16 protein-coding genes and 1 tRNA gene are annotated in these 17,930 nt (G+C 60.3%); 9 read left to right on the top strand and 8 right to left on the bottom strand.

The window, feature by feature from the left end; genetic code table 11:
• Positions 1–46 precede the first annotated feature (46 nt).
• Together NA29_RS10120 and NA29_RS10115 are read right to left on the bottom strand one after the other, a co-directional pair.
• Positions 47–922, bottom strand: a complete 876-nt coding sequence (locus NA29_RS10120; RefSeq protein WP_039397904.1) for a Kiwa anti-phage protein KwaB-like domain-containing protein — start codon at positions 920–922, stop codon at positions 47–49.
• A gap of 12 nt (positions 923–934) precedes the next feature.
• On the bottom strand, positions 935–1,450 hold the full coding sequence (locus tag NA29_RS10115) for a KwaA family protein (RefSeq protein WP_039397902.1): 516 nt from the start codon (positions 1,448–1,450) through the stop codon (positions 935–937).
• A 213-nt stretch (positions 1,451–1,663) separates the two neighbouring features.
• Here NA29_RS10115 and NA29_RS10110 point away from each other — a divergent pair, with 213 nt between their 5' ends.
• From NA29_RS10110 to NA29_RS26260, 3 genes are all read left to right on the top strand, one after another.
• Positions 1,664–1,963 carry a hypothetical protein gene (locus NA29_RS10110; RefSeq protein WP_072633248.1) on the top strand — a complete coding sequence of 100 codons (300 nt, stop codon included), beginning with the start codon at positions 1,664–1,666 and terminating at the stop codon, positions 1,961–1,963.
• Between the two features lie 1,184 nt (positions 1,964–3,147).
• Positions 3,148–3,453: a hypothetical protein gene (locus NA29_RS26265; protein ID WP_052252793.1), complete on the top strand. Its 306-nt coding sequence runs from the start codon at positions 3,148–3,150 to the stop codon at positions 3,451–3,453.
• A 44-nt stretch (positions 3,454–3,497) separates the two neighbouring features.
• Complete coding sequence (locus NA29_RS26260; protein WP_072633247.1) at positions 3,498–4,043, top strand: site-specific integrase; 546 nt, start codon at positions 3,498–3,500, stop codon at positions 4,041–4,043.
• Between the two features lie 47 nt (positions 4,044–4,090).
• Here the strand turns inward: NA29_RS26260 and NA29_RS10090 are convergent.
• Positions 4,091–4,177 (bottom strand) — tRNA-Leu (locus NA29_RS10090).
• Positions 4,178–4,498: 321 nt separating this feature from the next.
• Here NA29_RS10090 and hpnD point away from each other — a divergent pair.
• Entirely contained in the window at positions 4,499–5,374 is an 876-nt protein-coding gene (gene hpnD, locus NA29_RS10085; RefSeq protein ID WP_052252791.1) for a presqualene diphosphate synthase HpnD, read from the top strand.
• Between the two features lie 86 nt (positions 5,375–5,460).
• Here hpnD and NA29_RS10080 read toward each other — a convergent pair whose 3' ends face one another.
• From NA29_RS10080 to NA29_RS10065, 3 genes are all read right to left on the bottom strand, one after another.
• Entirely contained in the window at positions 5,461–6,687 is a 1,227-nt protein-coding gene (locus NA29_RS10080; RefSeq protein ID WP_039397898.1) for a DUF1501 domain-containing protein, read from the bottom strand.
• Between the two features lie 184 nt (positions 6,688–6,871).
• A complete protein-coding gene (locus NA29_RS10070) occupies positions 6,872–8,650 on the bottom strand; it encodes a DUF1800 domain-containing protein (protein ID WP_084103610.1) in 1,779 nt (592 codons plus the stop codon).
• Between the two features lie 107 nt (positions 8,651–8,757).
• Positions 8,758–9,042 carry a hypothetical protein gene (locus tag NA29_RS10065; protein WP_039397893.1) on the bottom strand — a complete coding sequence of 95 codons (285 nt, stop codon included), beginning with the start codon at positions 9,040–9,042 and terminating at the stop codon, positions 8,758–8,760.
• A 210-nt stretch (positions 9,043–9,252) separates the two neighbouring features.
• Between NA29_RS10065 and ompR the strand changes: the two genes are divergently transcribed.
• From ompR to NA29_RS10045, 4 genes are all read left to right on the top strand, one after another.
• Positions 9,253–9,978: an osmolarity response regulator transcription factor OmpR gene (ompR, locus tag NA29_RS10060; RefSeq protein ID WP_010808867.1), complete on the top strand. Its 726-nt coding sequence runs from the start codon at positions 9,253–9,255 to the stop codon at positions 9,976–9,978.
• Positions 9,979–10,173: 195 nt separating this feature from the next.
• The gene (locus NA29_RS10055; protein ID WP_095178433.1) at positions 10,174–11,514 is read left to right on the top strand and encodes an ATP-binding protein; all 1,341 of its coding nucleotides are present in this window, start codon (positions 10,174–10,176) and stop codon (positions 11,512–11,514) included.
• A 240-nt stretch (positions 11,515–11,754) separates the two neighbouring features.
• Complete coding sequence (locus tag NA29_RS10050) at positions 11,755–12,303, top strand: peroxiredoxin (RefSeq protein ID WP_039397891.1); 549 nt, start codon at positions 11,755–11,757, stop codon at positions 12,301–12,303.
• A gap of 58 nt (positions 12,304–12,361) precedes the next feature.
• Positions 12,362–12,889: a carboxymuconolactone decarboxylase family protein gene (locus tag NA29_RS10045; protein WP_039397889.1), complete on the top strand. Its 528-nt coding sequence runs from the start codon at positions 12,362–12,364 to the stop codon at positions 12,887–12,889.
• A gap of 129 nt (positions 12,890–13,018) precedes the next feature.
• Here the strand turns inward: NA29_RS10045 and ispF are convergent, their stop codons facing one another.
• Positions 13,019–13,540 carry a 2-C-methyl-D-erythritol 2,4-cyclodiphosphate synthase gene (gene ispF / locus NA29_RS10040; RefSeq protein WP_052252789.1) on the bottom strand — a complete coding sequence of 174 codons (522 nt, stop codon included), beginning with the start codon at positions 13,538–13,540 and terminating at the stop codon, positions 13,019–13,021.
• A 64-nt stretch (positions 13,541–13,604) separates the two neighbouring features.
• Positions 13,605–14,327 carry a 2-C-methyl-D-erythritol 4-phosphate cytidylyltransferase gene (ispD, locus tag NA29_RS10035; RefSeq protein ID WP_039397887.1) on the bottom strand — a complete coding sequence of 241 codons (723 nt, stop codon included), beginning with the start codon at positions 14,325–14,327 and terminating at the stop codon, positions 13,605–13,607.
• Between the two features lie 108 nt (positions 14,328–14,435).
• Between ispD and mfd the strand changes: the two genes are divergently transcribed.
• Positions 14,436–17,900 (top strand): transcription-repair coupling factor, encoded by a 3,465-nt coding sequence (gene mfd / locus NA29_RS10030; protein ID WP_039397885.1) that lies wholly within the window; start codon positions 14,436–14,438, stop codon positions 17,898–17,900.
• Positions 17,901–17,930: the final 30 nt, after the last annotated feature.

Below are 17,930 nucleotides of genomic sequence, written 5' to 3'. Positions count from 1 at the left end.
AAAACACCGCCGCCGTCCATAAACATACGCAGCCCGGCCCCGGACATTAATCTTGCCCGCGTCGGCGCTTCGAATTCGCTTCATATGCGGCACCCGTGATGGGACCCGCGTAATACTCTTCCTCTAAAAACTTCAAGACTTTGCGCAACTGCCTTGGAGCTTCGGGAATCAGCAACTTTTGTCGACCATTCTCATTCACGCACTGCAGATCAACGTTAAATTCTGCAGCTTTCTCAACAAGCCGCTCCGGCGGGCACTGCTCTAACACACCTGAGTCAACAATATACGCAAGTCGTGTCCTAACCCATTGCCCCGAACGGTTCTTGAGCGCATCAAGATTTTCGACGCTGACATTTTCCAGTCGAGAGAACGCATCGACATCAGCTTCAGTCGCTGCGCGGTAGTAGTCGCCAATATCAAATATTTGCTTCAACCACCATATGCTCTTAAAGCGCAAGGCGTTATTTTGATATACCGCATGACATGCGTTGGCAAGCATCAACCCCGGCTCTTCCAACCTAGAAAATACGTTGCCACGCAGAATGATATTGATCGCGCTGGTATTAAGCCGCTGAGCTTTGTTGATGACCTGAAAAATTACTCTATCACTCCCATCGTCGTGAGCAAAAACACAGTAGACTCGGGAAAGCACGTCCGGATCATTGGGAAGCACCGGCCATCCGATAGCATTTTCGATTGGATCGAAAATCAGATCTGGTAGGTCGAATGGGTTTATCTCCAATATTTCGGAGTCGTCTGGATGAAAATTTTCTCGCTCAAACGGAACAGCAACTAGATCAGGATTCAGCAACTGCTCGGAATGGTCCACGAACATCTGGTCTAGTCGGTTCTGTAGGTCCTGCTGCAAATCAAGCCGATAAACAGCAGGTAGATGCCCACCAACAAGCGCAAAAAAATCCATAAATCCCCCGATTTACGATAGGTCGAGCATAAGGTGCCTCGATAGTCGACCGACTTTCTTAATGACGCGCACGTCTGTTATGTCATTTCTCGACAGAAGCAAATAAGATACACCAGATGCGCATTTTACTTCGTAAAAATGATAACCCAAGAGGCTTAGCACCGGGTTGAACGTGAATGCATTGGACGTCGACAGCACCAATGCAAGAAGAGCCAAAACAAATCCTTGTGCGAGCAAACTGATATCGGTTGCTGGCGCAACCAGCGGGAATAAATAGGTGACTATGTAAGCGACCACCTCGTTATCTACCGCCTTTAGCTCATCGACTGCGAATGTGACTTTCGTCAATCTTTTTCTACTAACGCGCAGCAATGCCGCACATCCGACCGCCAGAATCAACGATATCGAAATCGCAAATAGCTGATCGCTGACAAAGCCACGACGACTATAGTCAGCAATAGCCCATGTAAGCGCTACCGGCGAAAGGGCGGTCAACGCTAAGAGAAATTTGGCGAAACCGCTCAGCATTGATCCTCCGGCAATTGCAATCGAGCACATCGGTAGGCGCGGAAACGAAGACCTTCGGCGCCCCGGGCACGATACGGCAAGCTTGCCGAGGAATGCAAGGGCGAGCGCTTGTTCCCACACCTAAGGGAATCTTCCATAGTTGCATTATACTGTTTTTTTGTACAGTATTTATGCTAATTTACCTCCCTCACCAGCACCACGAGGGAGGCCGCCGTGCCGCTTCATCCGCGTCCATCCGACCTGACGATCGATCAATTGCGCAGCCTATGGCTCACCAACAAGGATCCAGGTGTGCGCCAGGCTCTTGAAGAGTTGGTTTTCCGTCGGGAACAGGTTCGACGCAAAGAGGCGGTGATTCGGAGGGTGGAGACGCTTTGCGTGATCATCAATCAGGCATGGCGCGAGGAAGTCGGCGGCACGCTCATCGCACTTGAATGGCTGAAGTCCGCGCTTGGGGAGAACCGTGAATCAAGGGGAGAACTGCCGCAGATTCCTGGCGCGCCCGATAAATGATCACTTTCACCTGCATTTGCAATATTTGAATTTTATTTGCTATGCAGGTAGAAACGGGTGCACTCGGCGGCTGATGAGCGACGTCCGCTATGGGGCGGAACGGGAAGAGTGATGGGAGAAGCCGCAGGGACAAGCAACACGTCGTGATCTGGCTTGCCCCTGTTATTGCAAGGCGGGCAAAAGTACGGGAACAGAGACACGTGTCCAGCCGAGTCGCGACTTTCGATTAGTAGCAGTCAACCCACCATTCCCTAAATCCGGCACACTTCCTTCCAGAAGGAATATCAGTGCAGACAATTTCCGACTCACCATTTGGGCGCACGCCGGTGCTTGAAACCCCATCGTCGCCGCGATCCAAATGCATAGAGCGCTGCGCCTTCACAGTGAAGATCTTATTGCAGATGTTCCGGAACTTAAGGGTGTACGTTGTGCCCCCGTCGTAACGCGGTTTGCTAGTGTTATCGATAAGACTGACGCACTTCTCCCCTCTATTGCTCACTGGAATGCACGATGCAGCCCACGACGTTGAAGCTGCAAAGTACGATGCGGAAATCGCCAAAACCAACCAATTTTTTACGCTCATTTGTGACCCCCGATACGCTTAATTGCTAAAGAGAACCTCCAATCCATGCAATAAGATAGCGCGCTCAATATGCGAGACGGATCATTCATTTGAGTGATATTTGGCCGTTCATCGGGAAGCTAATATGCCTGCAACATCGCCAACCGCTCTTCCCGTAAGAGGTCATACATGCATAAGAAGCTCCATTTGCCGGCAGCCACCCTCATTCTTTGCTTGAATAATTTCGCATACGCCGATTCAGTCGACATGTTTTTCTGCACCCTTAGTAGCGTCCGCGAGTTCGACTACAAGACCAACACGTATAGAGCCTTTAATTGCGCCGGCGCTGACCGAGACACGGTCGAGTGCTTAGCCAGCGACTATCCCAAGGCCGAGGCGGTTGCGTCAGAGACCACATACAGGGTGAAGCGAGAGGGGCGACCAAGGCCGAACGGCCGGCTACCATGGATCGAGGAAGGGGAGATTTCGAGGTCGTCAGGAGCCTACAAGTTTTCGGTGTATTCGAGGAGGCCGAACGGCACCTACGACCTTCCCCCTATGTCCACCGGGGAAGGGACTTGCGAACTCGGTAAAGCACCTCGAAAATTCTGACAACCTTGCAGTGGAACGCAACTGGGTCATCCCGAAGTTCGGCAAGCTGCCGTTATCTGACCTTAAGCGTGCAACCATCAGAGACTGGCGCGTCACAATCGATCAGGAACGAGAGCACAAAGTCTCCAACAAGTGGCTGGCGAATATTCAAAGCTGCATGCGCTCGGCCCTTCGCGATGCAGCAGGTGACGAGATCATCGAGGCGAATCCTCTAGCGGGATACACCTACGCACGCGCAGAACGACCGAAGGAATTGAGGAAGACGAAATCGATCCACTTTCCCCACAAGAGCACGCCGCTATTCTCGATAAGCTGACGGGCGGGAATCGCAATCTGATCCAGTTTGCGCTCTGGACCGGGATGCGCACCTCAGAATTCATCGCTCTTAACTGGTCGGATATCGATTTCGTTGGAGGATATGTTCGAGTGCGTCGGGCGATGACGCGCGAGGCAAAGGGCATCGCCGAATTCCCTAAGACCGCGGCCGGTCGGCGCGACATTCGATTGCTTGCGCCAGCAAGCGCTGCCCTTCAGGCACAAAAGGCACTGACTTTTCTATCGGAAGAAGACGGGGCAATTTTTAAGGATCGGTCTGGAGAGCGCTTCACCGGCGCTAATCATATCTGGCGCATCTGGCAATCGGCTCTAAAAAGGGCCGACATGCGGTACCGTAACCCGTACCAGACCCGGCACACGTATGCATCGATGATGCTCTCGGCGGGCGAGCACCCGATGTGGGTAGCAAAGCAGATGGGGCACGCGGATTGGACGATGATCGCGCGGGTGTACGGACGGTGGATGCCGGCGGCGGACGAGGAAGCGGGGAATAAAGCGGTGAAGAAGTTCGCCCAAAATGCTGGCACAAAAGCTGGCATTTCTGGAGAAAAACGGGCAAAAACCGGCTAGATTTTTGCCTGCATCAAAACGTAACCCGTTGATTTTAAAAAGAATTGTGGTGCGAGGAAGGGGACTCGAACCCCTACACCCTTTCGGGCGTCAGGACCTAAACCTGGTGCGTCTACCAATTTCGCCATCCTCGCAGCCCGTGGGCGTCGTTACCTTTTAGGCGCGACATCCCGGCATCGGGTCGACGACATGCATGCGTCCTGTCGGACATGAAAAAGGGCGACTTGTCGCCGCCCCGCTGCATGCGTCAAAGCAGGCGCGTATTCTACACGAACCGATTTCGACCGGCAATCTCCTCTCACGCTCACGCCGTCCCGCGCGTCCGGTCAGCTCGCAATGCTAGAATTCGCACCAATTCATGGCTTCTGCCCGCTTGCGCACTTACGCCCCACTTACGCACCCAAGCGCCTGCGCACCGATTTCCGGGCACCTGACCAAACCGATACCCCATTCGCATGCAACCCCACGAGACCGCCGACGACGCCTCCGGCTCCCCCGCAAACATCACCCAGGCCAACGCATACTGCCGCCAGAAAGCTGGCCCGCCCGGATCCGCGCTCTATTACGCCCTGCTCCAACTGCCACCGTCCAAGCGCGACGCCGCCTACGCTGCCCACGCCTTTTGTCAGGAAATCTCCGATATTCACTCGGCGGTTCATGACCCCGGCGTCGCACACGCCAAACTCGACTGGTGGCGCCAGGAACTGGCTCGCCTCTTTGCTGGCAACCCCGCACATCCGGTCACGCGAGCACTCCTTCCCGTCGTGCAGAATAGCAAGCTCTCGCGCGAAACCTTCGAGGCCGTCCTGCACGGCGCCGAGATGGATCTCTCGCAGATGCGCTATCTCGACTTCGCCGGCCTCACACACTATTGCGATGCCGCCGGCGGTGCCCCCGCAGAACTTACGTCCCAAGTCTACGGTTTCGACGACCCGCAAACGCCCGCCCTCGCGCGCGCCCTAGGTCACGCCATCACGCTCGGACGACGTGTCACCGATGCCGGTGTCGACGCACGCTCCGGCTACGTCTATTTCCCCATCGACGAACTTCAGCGCTTCGGCGTCACTGCCGCCGACATCCAGAACGGCAAGTACTCGCCCGCCTTCGTCGAGCTAATGAAGTTCCAGCACGCACGCGCACGCCAGGCCATCATTGACGCCGCCGCCGCGATCCCTAAACAGGATCGTCGCAAGCAACGTCCTCTGCTTGCCCTCGCCGCACTGCAATTGGCATTGATGGACGAAGTCGCCGCGAGTGACTATCAAGTTCTCCATCAGCGTATCGACCTGACGCCGCTGCGCAAATTCTGGCGAGCGTGGCGAGCGCGCTGAGCTTGAGCGCGCCGCCAGGCACAGACCGTGGGCTCGAATCACAGCCCACGCCATCACGCCATCACTTCGTCACGCCCCTCCACCACTCAAACCCGCATCACATCCAACGGCTTGAAGACGCCGCCCAGCACGGGCTGCGGGTTCAGGCCCCACCACCGCTGCAGCACCGTCGCGTAGACGTCGCGGAAATCGACGGCAAACGGCAAGTTGCCGTTGCCGTCCAGCCGATCCAGTCTCGGCGCTTCGCCATACAGACCGCCACGCACGCGGCCGCCCGCGATGAAGTGCGGCGCGACCGTGCCGTGATCCGTCCCGCCACTCTGATTTTCACGTGGGCGCCGTCCGAACTCGGCGTACGTCACGATCATCGTCGACCGCCACCGATTCAGCTCGGTCAGCCCAGCCCGCAACGCCATCATCCCCTGCGACAACTGACGCAACAGGTTCGCCTGCTGCCCCATCTGGTTCTGATGCGTATCGAAACCATTGAGCGTGAGACGCAACACCGCCACGCCACGCCCCGGCTGCGGCACGCCGCTCGGGGAATCCGCAGCGGCGACCACCTGCAACGCCGTCTTCACCACATTGCCGAAAGCTCCCTGCGGCATCGGCGTGCGCAAGACGTACTGCCCCTGGCGCGGACGCAAACCGTCCGCCGCCTTCACGATGTCGTTCTCCACCCGCAGCACGTGTGCCAACGCCGGATTGCTCACCTGCGCAGCATTCGTCGACGCCAGACTCGCATCGCGTAAAAACTGCGCCGGATTCGTCAGTGTCACCGCCCGCGCGCCACCGCTCAACGGCCCCAACTCCGCACTGCCGACGATCACGCCATCGGCGTCGAATCCGGACGGCACCGCCTGCTCCGCAAACGCCCGCGACAACCATCCGTCACGCAAATACTCGTCCGAGCGCGACGCCGTATTCCAAATCTCAATTGACCGGAAGTGCGAAAGATTCGGCTGCGGATACCCCACACCCTGCACAATCGCCAACTCGTTCGCCTGCCACATCGGCAACAAAGCGCGCATCTCCGGATGCAAACCACTGTGCTCGTCCAGCTGCACGACCTGCTCGCGCTTGATGCCAATCGTAGGACGCAAGCTCGCGTACATTGCGTCCGCATAAGGAATGACCGTGTTCAACCCATCGTTGCCACCCTTAAGCTCAATCAGGATCAGCAAATTCCCATATTTACCGCCACTGCCCGGCACTATCCCGGACAGATCGCGCGCAGCGGCCAACACCGGCGTCGGCGCCAGCCAAGCCGCCCCGAGACCACCAGCGAACGTCAGAAAATCACGTCGACGCATCTCACACCTCTCATGACCCGCCCGGACTCACCGCCCGAGCGCCAGTCGCAAACATACCTGTCACCAAACTCGCCATCGCCCGGCGTCCCAAGGAACTGAATCGTCTCAGTCGCCCGAACTGCCCCGAACGTCCCTGCCGTTACATCCATCCCCATCGATGCGGTTTTCGCGATCACCATCGTGATCACTTCAGCTGGTACGCAGGGTCCATCAATAGCGCTTGCAGAAACGCCGCACTGTTGACGCCCGGCGTTTGCGGTGCCGCCGGCGCAAGTGGCAACACAGCGCGCTGCAGGGACTCGCGCGCCCCCATGTCCGGCACATCGATCGGCCCGAGCGTATAGGGCTGCAGCCAGCGAGACAGATCGAAGCGCACTCCCGCCACCGTTCGTGACATCGGCTGCGCGGGACGGAGCGCCGCACGCTGCACGCCTGGACGCGCCGACATGGACGGTGCAGCCATCGACGGACCACCCGCGTTAGCGTTCTCCGTCGCACGGAACATACGCTCGACGAACTGCTTGCGCGCGAGCAGCGTAGTGCTGTCGATCCACGCGTCGCCGCCCGGCCAGCCCTTCACGTTCGGCGGACGGAACAGGTCCTGCCCCAGCACCCGCATCTGCTGCGCGAGCATCTGCGGATCGTCATACCCGATGTCGAATTGCCGCACCGCATCCGTCACGAACTCGGAAGGTGACTTCACCAGCGCACCTCGCGCACGCGCATCCCAAAACGCCGACGTGAGTAGCAAGGCGCGCAATGCGACACGAATGTCGTAGCCACTCTCTCGGAACGTCGCAGCTATCCGCTTAACCTGCACCGGGTCGGGCGTCGGTGACACGAATTCGCGCCAAAGCTTGCTGGTGATGAACATCGCCGTCTCAGGACGCGCCAGCAGCACGTCGAGCATCTGATCGCCGTCGAAGTCACCCGTCTGATTCAGCACCGTCTTCACGCCCGTATCGTGGAAATTGGGACGCCAGACGTAGGTCATCGTCGGCCGGTCGATGCTCCACCCGGTGTAGGCTCGCGCCGCCTCGCGCACGTCCTGTTCGGTGTAATGCCCTTCGCCCAGGGTGAACAGCTCCATCACCTCGCGTGCAAAGTTCTCGTTGGGATGCCCCTTGCGGCTATTCGCGCCATCCAGATAGATGAGCATCGCGGGGTCCTTCGACACCTCGTGCAGCATCAGGCCGAAGTTGCCCAGCGCGTTCGCGCGCAGCAGCACGTTCTGGCGATAGAGCACGACCGGTTCACGCACTTTGTCGTCGCTCGAGACGAAGTGGTTATGCCAGAACATGGTCATGCGTTCGGTCAGCGGAGACGGCGTGGTCGCCATTTCCTGCGCCCACCACGCCTTGAGAGACGCCGACATGCGATTGCGTCGCTCATTGAGATCACGACGCTGCGCGTCGGTCATGCCCTTGACCGGCACACTGGCCAACGGCGGCTCCGAGACCCACGCCGGAGGCGGCGTAACTGCCGTCCGCCTTGTCTGTTCCAACAGCCGGTCAACGGCCTGTGCACGGGTCAGGCCGACGAATGGGGCAAGCTCACGGGCGTCCGGCGCGTAGCCGGTGCGCGTGAGCAGGTAGCGCGCGTCGTCGGCCGTCAGTTCGCGGCGGGATGCATCGGCGGCGGACGTCGCCGACTTCGAAGCCTTAGTACGCGTCGACTGGGCGGTGTGTTGTGCATCCGAGTGACGCGAACCGGATGCATAGCCGAGCGGCGACGCAAGGCAAACTGCCACTGCCGCCCCCGAGAGAGCCGTCACACGGACGGAAAGAATTTTCGCCCTGGTTAATAAGGGAAAAAGGGGCAATGGGGACGCGACCGAAGGTACCGATGCCCCGAGCCTCCCGGGCGACGCCATCGAAATAGGCAATCCATCGCCGGACTCGGTATTTCGGACGCAAAAAAAGCCAGCGTCGGCAGAGGCTGGCGGGGTTCGGTTTTGCTTCATGTCACGCTCTCGTCAAAGTGGCGTCACTGGCGTTTTCGGAAGAAGCGTTTCGCGGCGATTCCTATCTGATCCGAACAGTTCGGACAAGGGGAAAGGCGAGCGTCGTGTCAGTGACTATACAGTTCACGCACGGCGTCTTGAATGTGTTGACGCAGCAAACGTCGGTCTTCGGGCGACATATGTCCATTGGGACGTCGCCCAGGCGGCGTATTCGGGAGGTCGTCGTTGCGGCGATCGGCGTTGGGATCGCTCGCCGGGGCATTCTTGGTGGGGTTGCGCGGCGACGGCGCCGGGGCCGCGCGTTGAATCCGAGGGGCGCTCGCGCCCTGATGCTGCGTACTGAAATGCGCGACGGGACGGGCATAGGTCACGCCCAGGTGTCCCCAGAGCATGATTCCCCCGAACAGTAGCGTAAACTCAGCAGCCCATCTCATCTTGTGCGTATGTCCTTCATGCCATGCGGCTGTTTTTGCCCTGGCAGGGGTGCAAGTGTACCCACTGCCTATGGTCAGCGCACAAGCCGTAGGGTAAATTGTGTAACCCTTTGTAACCCGCTTTGGCGGCCTCCTCAGTTCGCAACATTTCGGGCTAAGATACGTGGCATGGAAAACAAAAACTCTCCCAAAATTCTGGTTGTCGACGACGATCCGCGCCTGCGCGACCTGCTTCGTCGTTACCTCGGGGAACAGGGTTTCAATGTCTTTGTGGCCGAAAATGCAACGGCCATGAACAAGCTTTGGGTGCGCGAGCGCTTCGATCTGCTCGTGCTGGACCTGATGCTCCCCGGTGAAGACGGTCTCTCTATTTGTCGCCGTCTGCGTGGCGCGAATGACCGCACGCCGATCATCATGTTAACGGCCAAAGGCGAGGATGTCGACCGAATCGTCGGCCTCGAGATGGGCGCCGACGACTATCTTCCCAAGCCCTTCAATCCGCGCGAACTCGTCGCGCGCATCCACGCCGTTCTGCGTCGCCAGGCCCCGCCGGAACTTCCGGGCGCGCCCAGCGAAACCATGGAGACGTTCGAGTTCGGCGACTTCGCCCTGAACCTCGCCACACGCACGCTCACCAAGAACGGCCAGGAAATTGCCCTGACGACCGGCGAATTCTCGGTCCTCAAGGTCTTCGCACGGCATCCGCGTCAGCCGCTCTCGCGAGAAAAGCTCATGGAGCTCGCGCGCGGCCGCGAATACGAAGTCTTCGACCGAAGCCTCGACGTGCAGATCTCGCGTCTGCGCAAGCTCATCGAACCGGACCCGGGCAGCCCCCGCTTCATTCAGACGGTATGGGGCCTCGGCTACGTGTTCATCCCGGACGGCGGCGCGTGATCGCGCATCACGTCTCGCGCTGCAAAACGACGCCGGTCGCGCCCCATTCGCGCACCGGCGTCTTGTCTTGCCTCACCTCGCAATTCCCGCAATTCATGTCGCTTGCCGTGGCTCCCATGAGCCTCCGTCATTTCGAATCTTGCGCGCTTCGGAACTTCCGACCCGCCCTCGTCACGCATTAGACGGAGCAACCCCATGCATCCGATTCGGATGGTACGCGGGCTGTTCGGCGGTCTGTTCTGGCGTACCTTTTTCCTCATCGCACTGCTCATCGGCGTCAGTCTCGCCGCGTGGTATCAGAGCTTTCGCGTAATCGAACGCGAGCCGCGAGCACAGCGCGTCGCGCAGCAACTCGTCTCCATCGTCAAGCTCACGCGCACCGCCCTGCTCTATTCCGAGCCGGACCTGCGTCGCGCGCTACTTCAGGATTTGGAAAGTAACGAAGGCATTCGCGTCTATCCGCGCGAACCGGCCGATTCGATCGAGAAGCAACCCGGTGGCGTCGTACAGGACCTGATCGCGCGCGACGTACAACGACGCCTTGGCACCGACACCATCATCGCCGCGTCGGTCAACGAGATCCCCGCCATGTGGATCAGCTTCAAGATCGATGAAGACGACTACTGGGTAGCCATCGAGCAAGACCGGATCGACACGGCGACAGGCCTTCAACTGTTCAGTTGGGGGACGTTCGCGCTCGCCCTCTCGCTCATCGGCGCGGCGTTCATCACGGCGCTCGTGAACCGGCCGTTCGCGCGACTCGCCCACGCGGCCCGCGCCATCGGCGAAGGTCAGCGCCCCGATCCCTTGCCCGAGCGCGGCATGGGCGAAGCGGCAGAGGCCAACCGAAGTTTCAATCAGATGGTGGAGGAACTCGACCGGCTCGAAGCCGACCGGGCACTGATGCTCGCCGGCATCTCGCACGATCTGCGCACACCGCTCGCGCGCCTTCGTCTCGAGACGGAAATGAGCCCGTCGGATGAAACGGTCAAGCGCGACATGATCAGCGACATCGAGCAAATGGACGAGATCATCGGCCGCTTCCTCGACTACGCACGCCCGGCTTCGCGCGCCGCACAGGCCGTGGATCTGTCCGAAATCGCGCGCGATACGGCAAGCGCTTTCGAAGGGCGCGATGAGGTGAACATCAGCGTCGAACTTGCCGATACGGCGCTGATACTGGCCGAGCGGACCGACCTCAAGCGTCTGCTCACGAACCTGATCGAAAACGCTCGCAAGTACGGCCGCGACGCGCAAACCGACGTCGCCAACGTCCACATTTCCACGCGAGTCCTCGGCGAGCGCGTCGAGATGCGCGTGCGCGATACCGGCCCCGGCATCCCTGAAGAACAATTGCACCTCGTGTTCCGTCCCTTCTATCGTGTGGACACCGCCCGCACGAAGGCCGACGGGACGGGCCTGGGCATGGCCATCGTGCAGCGCATCGCAACGCGCTACAAAGGCCATGCCTCGCTGCGCAACGTGCACCCCGGCTCCGGACTTGAAATCACGGTGTCATTTCCGCTTGCTAAATAAGTGTTTGATGTGATCGGACGAAAATTTGGCTATGCTCAAGGCTTGGCCTCGCCCCAAGCCGCAAAATCCTATCGACGGGATTTGTTTTAACTATCCCCTGCATAAAAATAAGCTATTGCCATCAAATGTTCGATAGCGTATACTGCTTTAGTTGACCGGGATCGCGTGAACTCGGTCAGTTGCTAGTTTTGATGTCCGTGCGACATCACGACATAAACCGCACTAATTTAGGAGTAATCGATGAAGACTGTCGGCGATAAACTCGAAGCGTTCTCGGTCGTAGCGGCCAAGCCTGGTTTCAACAACCACGAAGAAAACGGCGTGTCGGCTTTCGAAACGATCACCGAAGCCTCGTTCCCGGGCAAGTGGAAGATCATCTACTTCTACCCGAAGGACTTCACCTTCGTGTGCCCGACCGAAATCGTGGAATTCGGCAAGCTGGCCAATGACTTCTCGGATCGTGACGCAGTGCTGCTCGGCGGCTCGAGCGACAACGAATTCGTGAAGCTGGCATGGCGCCGTGAGCACAAGGACCTGAACAAGCTGAACCACTACTCGTTCGGCGACACGACCGGTGCTCTGATCGACCAACTGGGCGTGCGTGACAAGCAAGCTGGCGTGGCACTGCGTGCAACGTTCATCGTTGACCCGGACAACGTCATCCAGCACGTGTCGGTGAACAACCTGAACGTCGGCCGTAACCCGGAAGAAGTTCTGCGTATTCTGGACGGTCTGCAAACGGACGAACTCTGCCCGTGCAACCGTGCAGTCGGCGGTGAAACGCTCTAAGCGTCTCCCGAAGCCCGCGCAAGCGGGCTTTTTCAGCCCAAAGCAATAGGAGAAATTTATGGAATTCATCACCGCGATTAAGGCGCAGATCCCTGACTACGCCAAGGACATCCGCCTGAACCTCGACGGCACCATCGTCCGCTCCTCGCTGGAAGGCAACGACGCCGTCGGCGTGGCCCTCGCCGCCGCATTTGCGGCCAAGAGCCAGCCGCTCGTCAAGGCAATTCGCGAAGCTGGCGTGCTGGCCCCGGAAGAGCTTGAAGGCGCGTTGACCGCTGCCGCGCTCATGGGCATGAACAACACCTGGTATCCGTATCTCGAGATGGCCGACAACGCCGAGCTCAAGAACGAAAAGGCCCAACTGCGCATGAATGGCTACGCCACGCGTGGCGGTGTCGACCAGCGTCGCTTCGAGATGTACGCGCTGGCCGCGTCCATCGTCGGCAAGTGCCACTTCTGCGTGAAGTCGCACGCGCAGTTGCTCTCCGCCGAGCATGGCATGAGCACCGCGCAACTGCGTGACGTCGGCCGTATCGCTGCCGTCATCAATGCTGCGGCTCAGGTGATCGCTGCCGAAGCGGCATAAGCTTCGATGCGGCGGACGACATACGTCGTCGCCCAATAAAAACGGCGCTACCGGAAGATTCCGGTAGCGCCGTTTTGCTTGTTGTCCGGCTGACGGTGGGGTCAGAGACTTAAGCGAACCACAGCAACATTAGCGTCCGATCAGCAACGCCGCCGCTTGCGCTTCAATACCTTCCTGACGTCCGAGGTAGCCCAGCTTTTCGTTTGTCTTCGCTTTGACATTCACCTGCGCGACGCTCACGCCCAGTGCGTCCGCAATCGACTGCGTCATCGCTGCAATATGCGGCGCGAGCTTCGGGGCCTGTGCGATGACCGTGCAGTCGACGTTCAGGATCTCGTAACCCTGCTCACGCACGCGACGCATCGCCTCCTTGAGCAAGACGACACTGTTCGCGCCCTTGAACGTCGGGTCGGTATCCGGGAAGTGACGACCGATGTCACCCAGCGCAGCAGCACCGAGCACGGCATCGGTGATCGCATGGAGCAGCACGTCGGCGTCCGAATGGCCGAGCAGGCCGCGCTCGAACGGGATCGTCACGCCGCCCATGATGAGCGGACGGCCCGGCACGAGGGCATGCACGTCGTAGCCCTGACCGATACGGAGTTTGGACAGTGCGGCCAGCGAAACAGGAGAAACAGCTTGTTCAGTCATGTGGAGTCTTGAAATCGCCAAAGGCGGAAATACGATACGTCAGTTCACGTCGGACGCTCGAGGCTCAGGCCGGTTTGGCCGTGCCGAGGAACGCCTCGGCCAGCGCGAAATCTTCGGGATACGTCACCTTGAAGTTGCGCAGGCTACCGCGCACGAGCTTCGGCGCATGGCCCATGCGCTCGATGGCGCTGGCCTCGTCGGTGACTTCGGCCCCAGCGGCGAGCGCGTCTTCCAGCGCATGACGGAGCATGCCGAGACGGAACATCTGCGGCGTCTGCGCCTGCCAGAGCCCGTCGCGCGACTCGGTCGCCTGAATCGCCGCCAACTTGCCTTTCTCGACAGGGGGCTGCTCACGCTTGAGCGTATCGGCGACCGGCAGCGCCAGAATACCGCCGACGGGATCGTCGCGCAGGGCGCCCACGAGCGTACGGATCAGTTCAGGCGTAATACCGGGACGCGCCGCATCGTGCACGAGCACCCAGTCGGTGTCCTGCGCACCGAACTCGGTGAGCGCCTGAAGCCCGCCCAGCACCGACGCATGGCGCGACGGCCCGCCACAGCGGCGCACGGCGAAACGCAACGTGCCGAAGCGTCGCCCGTCGAAATGATTGTCGTCCGGCGCCAGCACCAGCACGGTCTGCGCGAATTCGGAACAGGCGTCGAACGCGGCGAGCGCATAGTGAAGCATGGGACGTCCGCCGACGCTTCGGTATTGCTTGGGCACGTCCGCCCCGGCGCGTACACCGGCCCCGGCACACGGGATCACGGCAAAAAGTCGGTCGCTCACGATAAAACGCAGGTAAGGATAAAGCAGGGATTTTATAATAGACACTGACTGTCACGGGGCCCCATGCGAATGGAGCCCCGTGCTTTGCCATTTCTGCAACGTTTTCTTATGTCCTCCGCCAACGCCCTATCCCGTAATACCGTGCCTGTGCCGCTCGTAAAAGCGGGACAGCGTTACGCTTTCGCCGGCTCGCACGCATCGAGCGACGCCCTGCTCATCGCCCGCTATTTCGAAGAGAATCGCGAGCGTCTGCCGTTGCTGGCCGTGGTGTGCGCGCAAGCCACCGATGCGCTGCGTCTTCAGCAGGAGTTGAAGTGGTGCGCGCCCGAGGCCCGCGTGCGCCTGCTCCCCGACTGGGAGACACTGCCCTACGACACGTTCTCGCCGCACCAGGATCTGGTCTCCGAGCGTCTTGCCACGCTGCACGATCTGGGCGAAAAGCGCTGCGACATTGTGCTTGTGCCCGCAACGACGGCGCTCTATCGCATGGCACCCGCCAGCTACATGGCGGCCTACACGTTCTTCTTCACCCAGGGCGAAAGGCTCGACGAAGCGCGTCTGAAGTCGCAACTGACGCTCGCAGGCTATGAGCACGTAAGTCAGGTCATGCGCCCTGGCGAATACTGCGTGCGTGGCGGCCTGATCGACCTCTTCCCGATGGGCTCGGCACTGCCGTACCGTCTCGATCTCTTCGACGACACCATCGACAGCATTCGCGCGTTCGATCCCGACACGCAACGCAGCCTGTATCCGGTGAAGGAAGTGCGTCTGCTACCCGGGCGCGAATTCCCGTTCGACGAACCCGCCCGCACGGCCTTCCGGGGCCGTTGGCGCGAAGTCTTCGAAGGCGATCCGAGCCGCAGCCCCATCTATAAGGACATCGGCAGCGGTGTGCCGTCGGCCGGTATCGAGTACTACCTACCGCTATTCTTCGAAGAGACGGCGACGCTGTTTCACTATCTGCCAGCAGACGCGCAACTCGTTTTCGTCGGCGATCTCGACGCGGCCATCAACCGCTTCTGGAACGACACGCGCCAGCGCTACAACTTTCTGTCTCACGACCGCGAGCGCCCGGTGCTACCGCCAGAGCAGCTGTTCCTGCTCGATCAGGACTTCTTCACGCTCGCCAAACCCTTCGCGCGCCTGACGCTGCCCACGCCGGGTGACGGCAGTTGGGCGATTGCCCTGCCACCGCTGGCCATCAACCGTCGTGCAGACGATCCGCTCGCCGCCTTGCGCGCGTACCTGGCGCGCACACCCGCGCGCGTGCTGCTGTGCGCCGACTCGGCCGGACGTCGTGAGACGCTGCTGCAACTGCTGCACGACAACGATCTGCGCCCGACAAGCGTCGAATCGCTAGAAGATTTTCTGACCTCGGACAAACGCTTCGCGATCGGCGTCGCGCCACTGGCCGCCGGTTTCCTGTTACCGACGGAAGACCTCGCCTTCGTCACCGAGAACGAACTTTACGAAGGGCTCGCGCGCCGTGCGGGTAAGCGCCGCCAGGAGCAGGCCACATCAGTCGATTCGATGGTGCGCGATCTGGCCGAGCTGAAGGTTGGCGACCCGGTCGTCCATAGCCAGCACGGCATCGGCCGCTATCACGGCCTCGTCAGTATGGATCTCGGCGAGGGCGAAACCGAGTTCCTGCATCTCGAATACTCGGGCGACAGCAAGCTGTACGTGCCGGTCTCGCAATTGCATCTGATTTCGCGCTACAGCGGCGCAGATCCGGACACCGCACCGCTACACTCGCTCGGCTCCGGCCAGTGGGAGAAGGCGAAACGCAAGGCTGCACAACAGATCCGCGACACCGCCGCCGAACTGCTTAACCTTTATGCCCGCCGTGCCGCACGCTCGGGCTATGCGTTCGAGCTGTCGCCGCGCGATTACGAGAAGTTTGCGGACAGCTTCGGCTTCGAAGAAACGCCGGATCAGGCCGCCGCCATTGCCGCCGTGATGAGCGATATGACAAGCGGCCGCCCGATGGACCGTCTGGTCTGCGGGGACGTGGGCTTCGGCAAGACCGAAGTCGCCCTGCGCGCCGCGTTCATTGCCGTACTCGACGGCAAGCAGGTCGCGATTCTTGCGCCCACGACGCTACTGGCCGAGCAGCACGCGCAAACCTTCTCCGACCGCTTCGCCGACTGGCCGGTGCGAATTGCCGAGCTCTCACGCTTCAAGACCACGAAGGAAGTGAACGCGAGCGTGAAGGCGATCAACGAAGGTCAGGTCGACATCGTGATCGGCACGCACAAGCTGCTATCGAACGACATCCAGTTCCAGCGCCTCGGCCTGGTGATCATCGACGAAGAACACCGCTTCGGTGTCCGTCAGAAGGAAGCGCTCAAGGCGCTGCGCGCCGAAGTGGACATGCTCACGCTGACCGCCACGCCGATCCCGCGCACGCTGGGCATGGCGCTCGAAGGCTTGCGCGACTTCTCGGTGATCGCCACCGCGCCGCAGAAGCGTCTGGCGATCAAGACTTTCGTGCGACGCGAGGAAGACGGCGTGATCCGCGAAGCCATGCTGCGCGAACTCAAGCGCGGTGGGCAGGTGTACTTCCTGCACAACGAGGTAGAGACGATCGAGAACCGCAAGGCGCAGCTCGAAGCGCTCGTGCCCGAAGCGCGCATCGTCGTCGCCCACGGCCAGATGCACGAGCGCGATCTCGAACGCGTGATGCGTGACTTCGTGACACAACGCGCCAACGTGCTGCTGTGTACGACCATCATCGAGACCGGCATCGACGTGCCGACGGCCAACACGATCCTGATGCATCGCGCCGACAAGTTCGGTCTGGCGCAGTTGCACCAGTTGCGTGGCCGCGTCGGGCGTTCGCACCATCAGGCCTACGCCTATCTGCTCGTGCACGATCCGAAGTCGCTCACCAAGCAGGCGCAGCGCCGTCTCGAAGCGATTCAGCAGATGGAAGAACTCGGCGCGGGCTTTTACCTTGCCATGCACGATCTGGAAATTCGCGGCGCTGGCGAAGTGCTGGGCGACAAGCAGTCCGGGGAAATTCACGAGATCGGCTTCCAGCTGTACACCGACATGCTGGCGGACGCCGTGAGCGCTCTCAAGGCCGGTCGCGAGCCGGACCTCACCGCCCCGCTCGCTGCCACGACCGAAATCAACCTGCACGTGCCTGCGATTCTGCCGAGCGACTACTGCGGCGACGTTCAGGAGCGACTCTCGTTGTACAAACGTCTCGCTAACGGCACGCATCCCGACGCCATCGACACGATTCAGGAAGAACTCGTCGACCGCTTCGGCAAGCTGCCGCAACAGGCTCAGGCGCTTATCGAGACACACCGGCTGCGTCTGCTGGCCAAACCGCTCGGCATTATCAAGATCGACGCCAGCGAAGAAGCCGTCGCGCTGCAATTCGAGCCGACGCCCCCCGTCGATCCGATGCGCATCATCGAGCTGGTGCAGAAACACCGCCACATCAAGCTCGCCGGACAGGACAAGCTGCGCATCGAAGTGAAGCACGCGCAGTTGACCGACCGCGTACGGGCGATCAAGGAAACGCTGCGCGCGCTGGGCTCACCCGGCGCGAAAGCGGCCTGAGTTTCATAACGTCGCCATGCACACGACGCT

This window comes from Pandoraea sputorum, from assembly GCF_000814845.2.
GTDB classification, from domain to species: Bacteria; Pseudomonadota; Gammaproteobacteria; order Burkholderiales; family Burkholderiaceae; genus Pandoraea; species Pandoraea sputorum.
The sequence above is the reverse complement of the archived record's forward strand: the minus strand, read 5'-3'. Positions and strand labels throughout refer to the sequence as shown.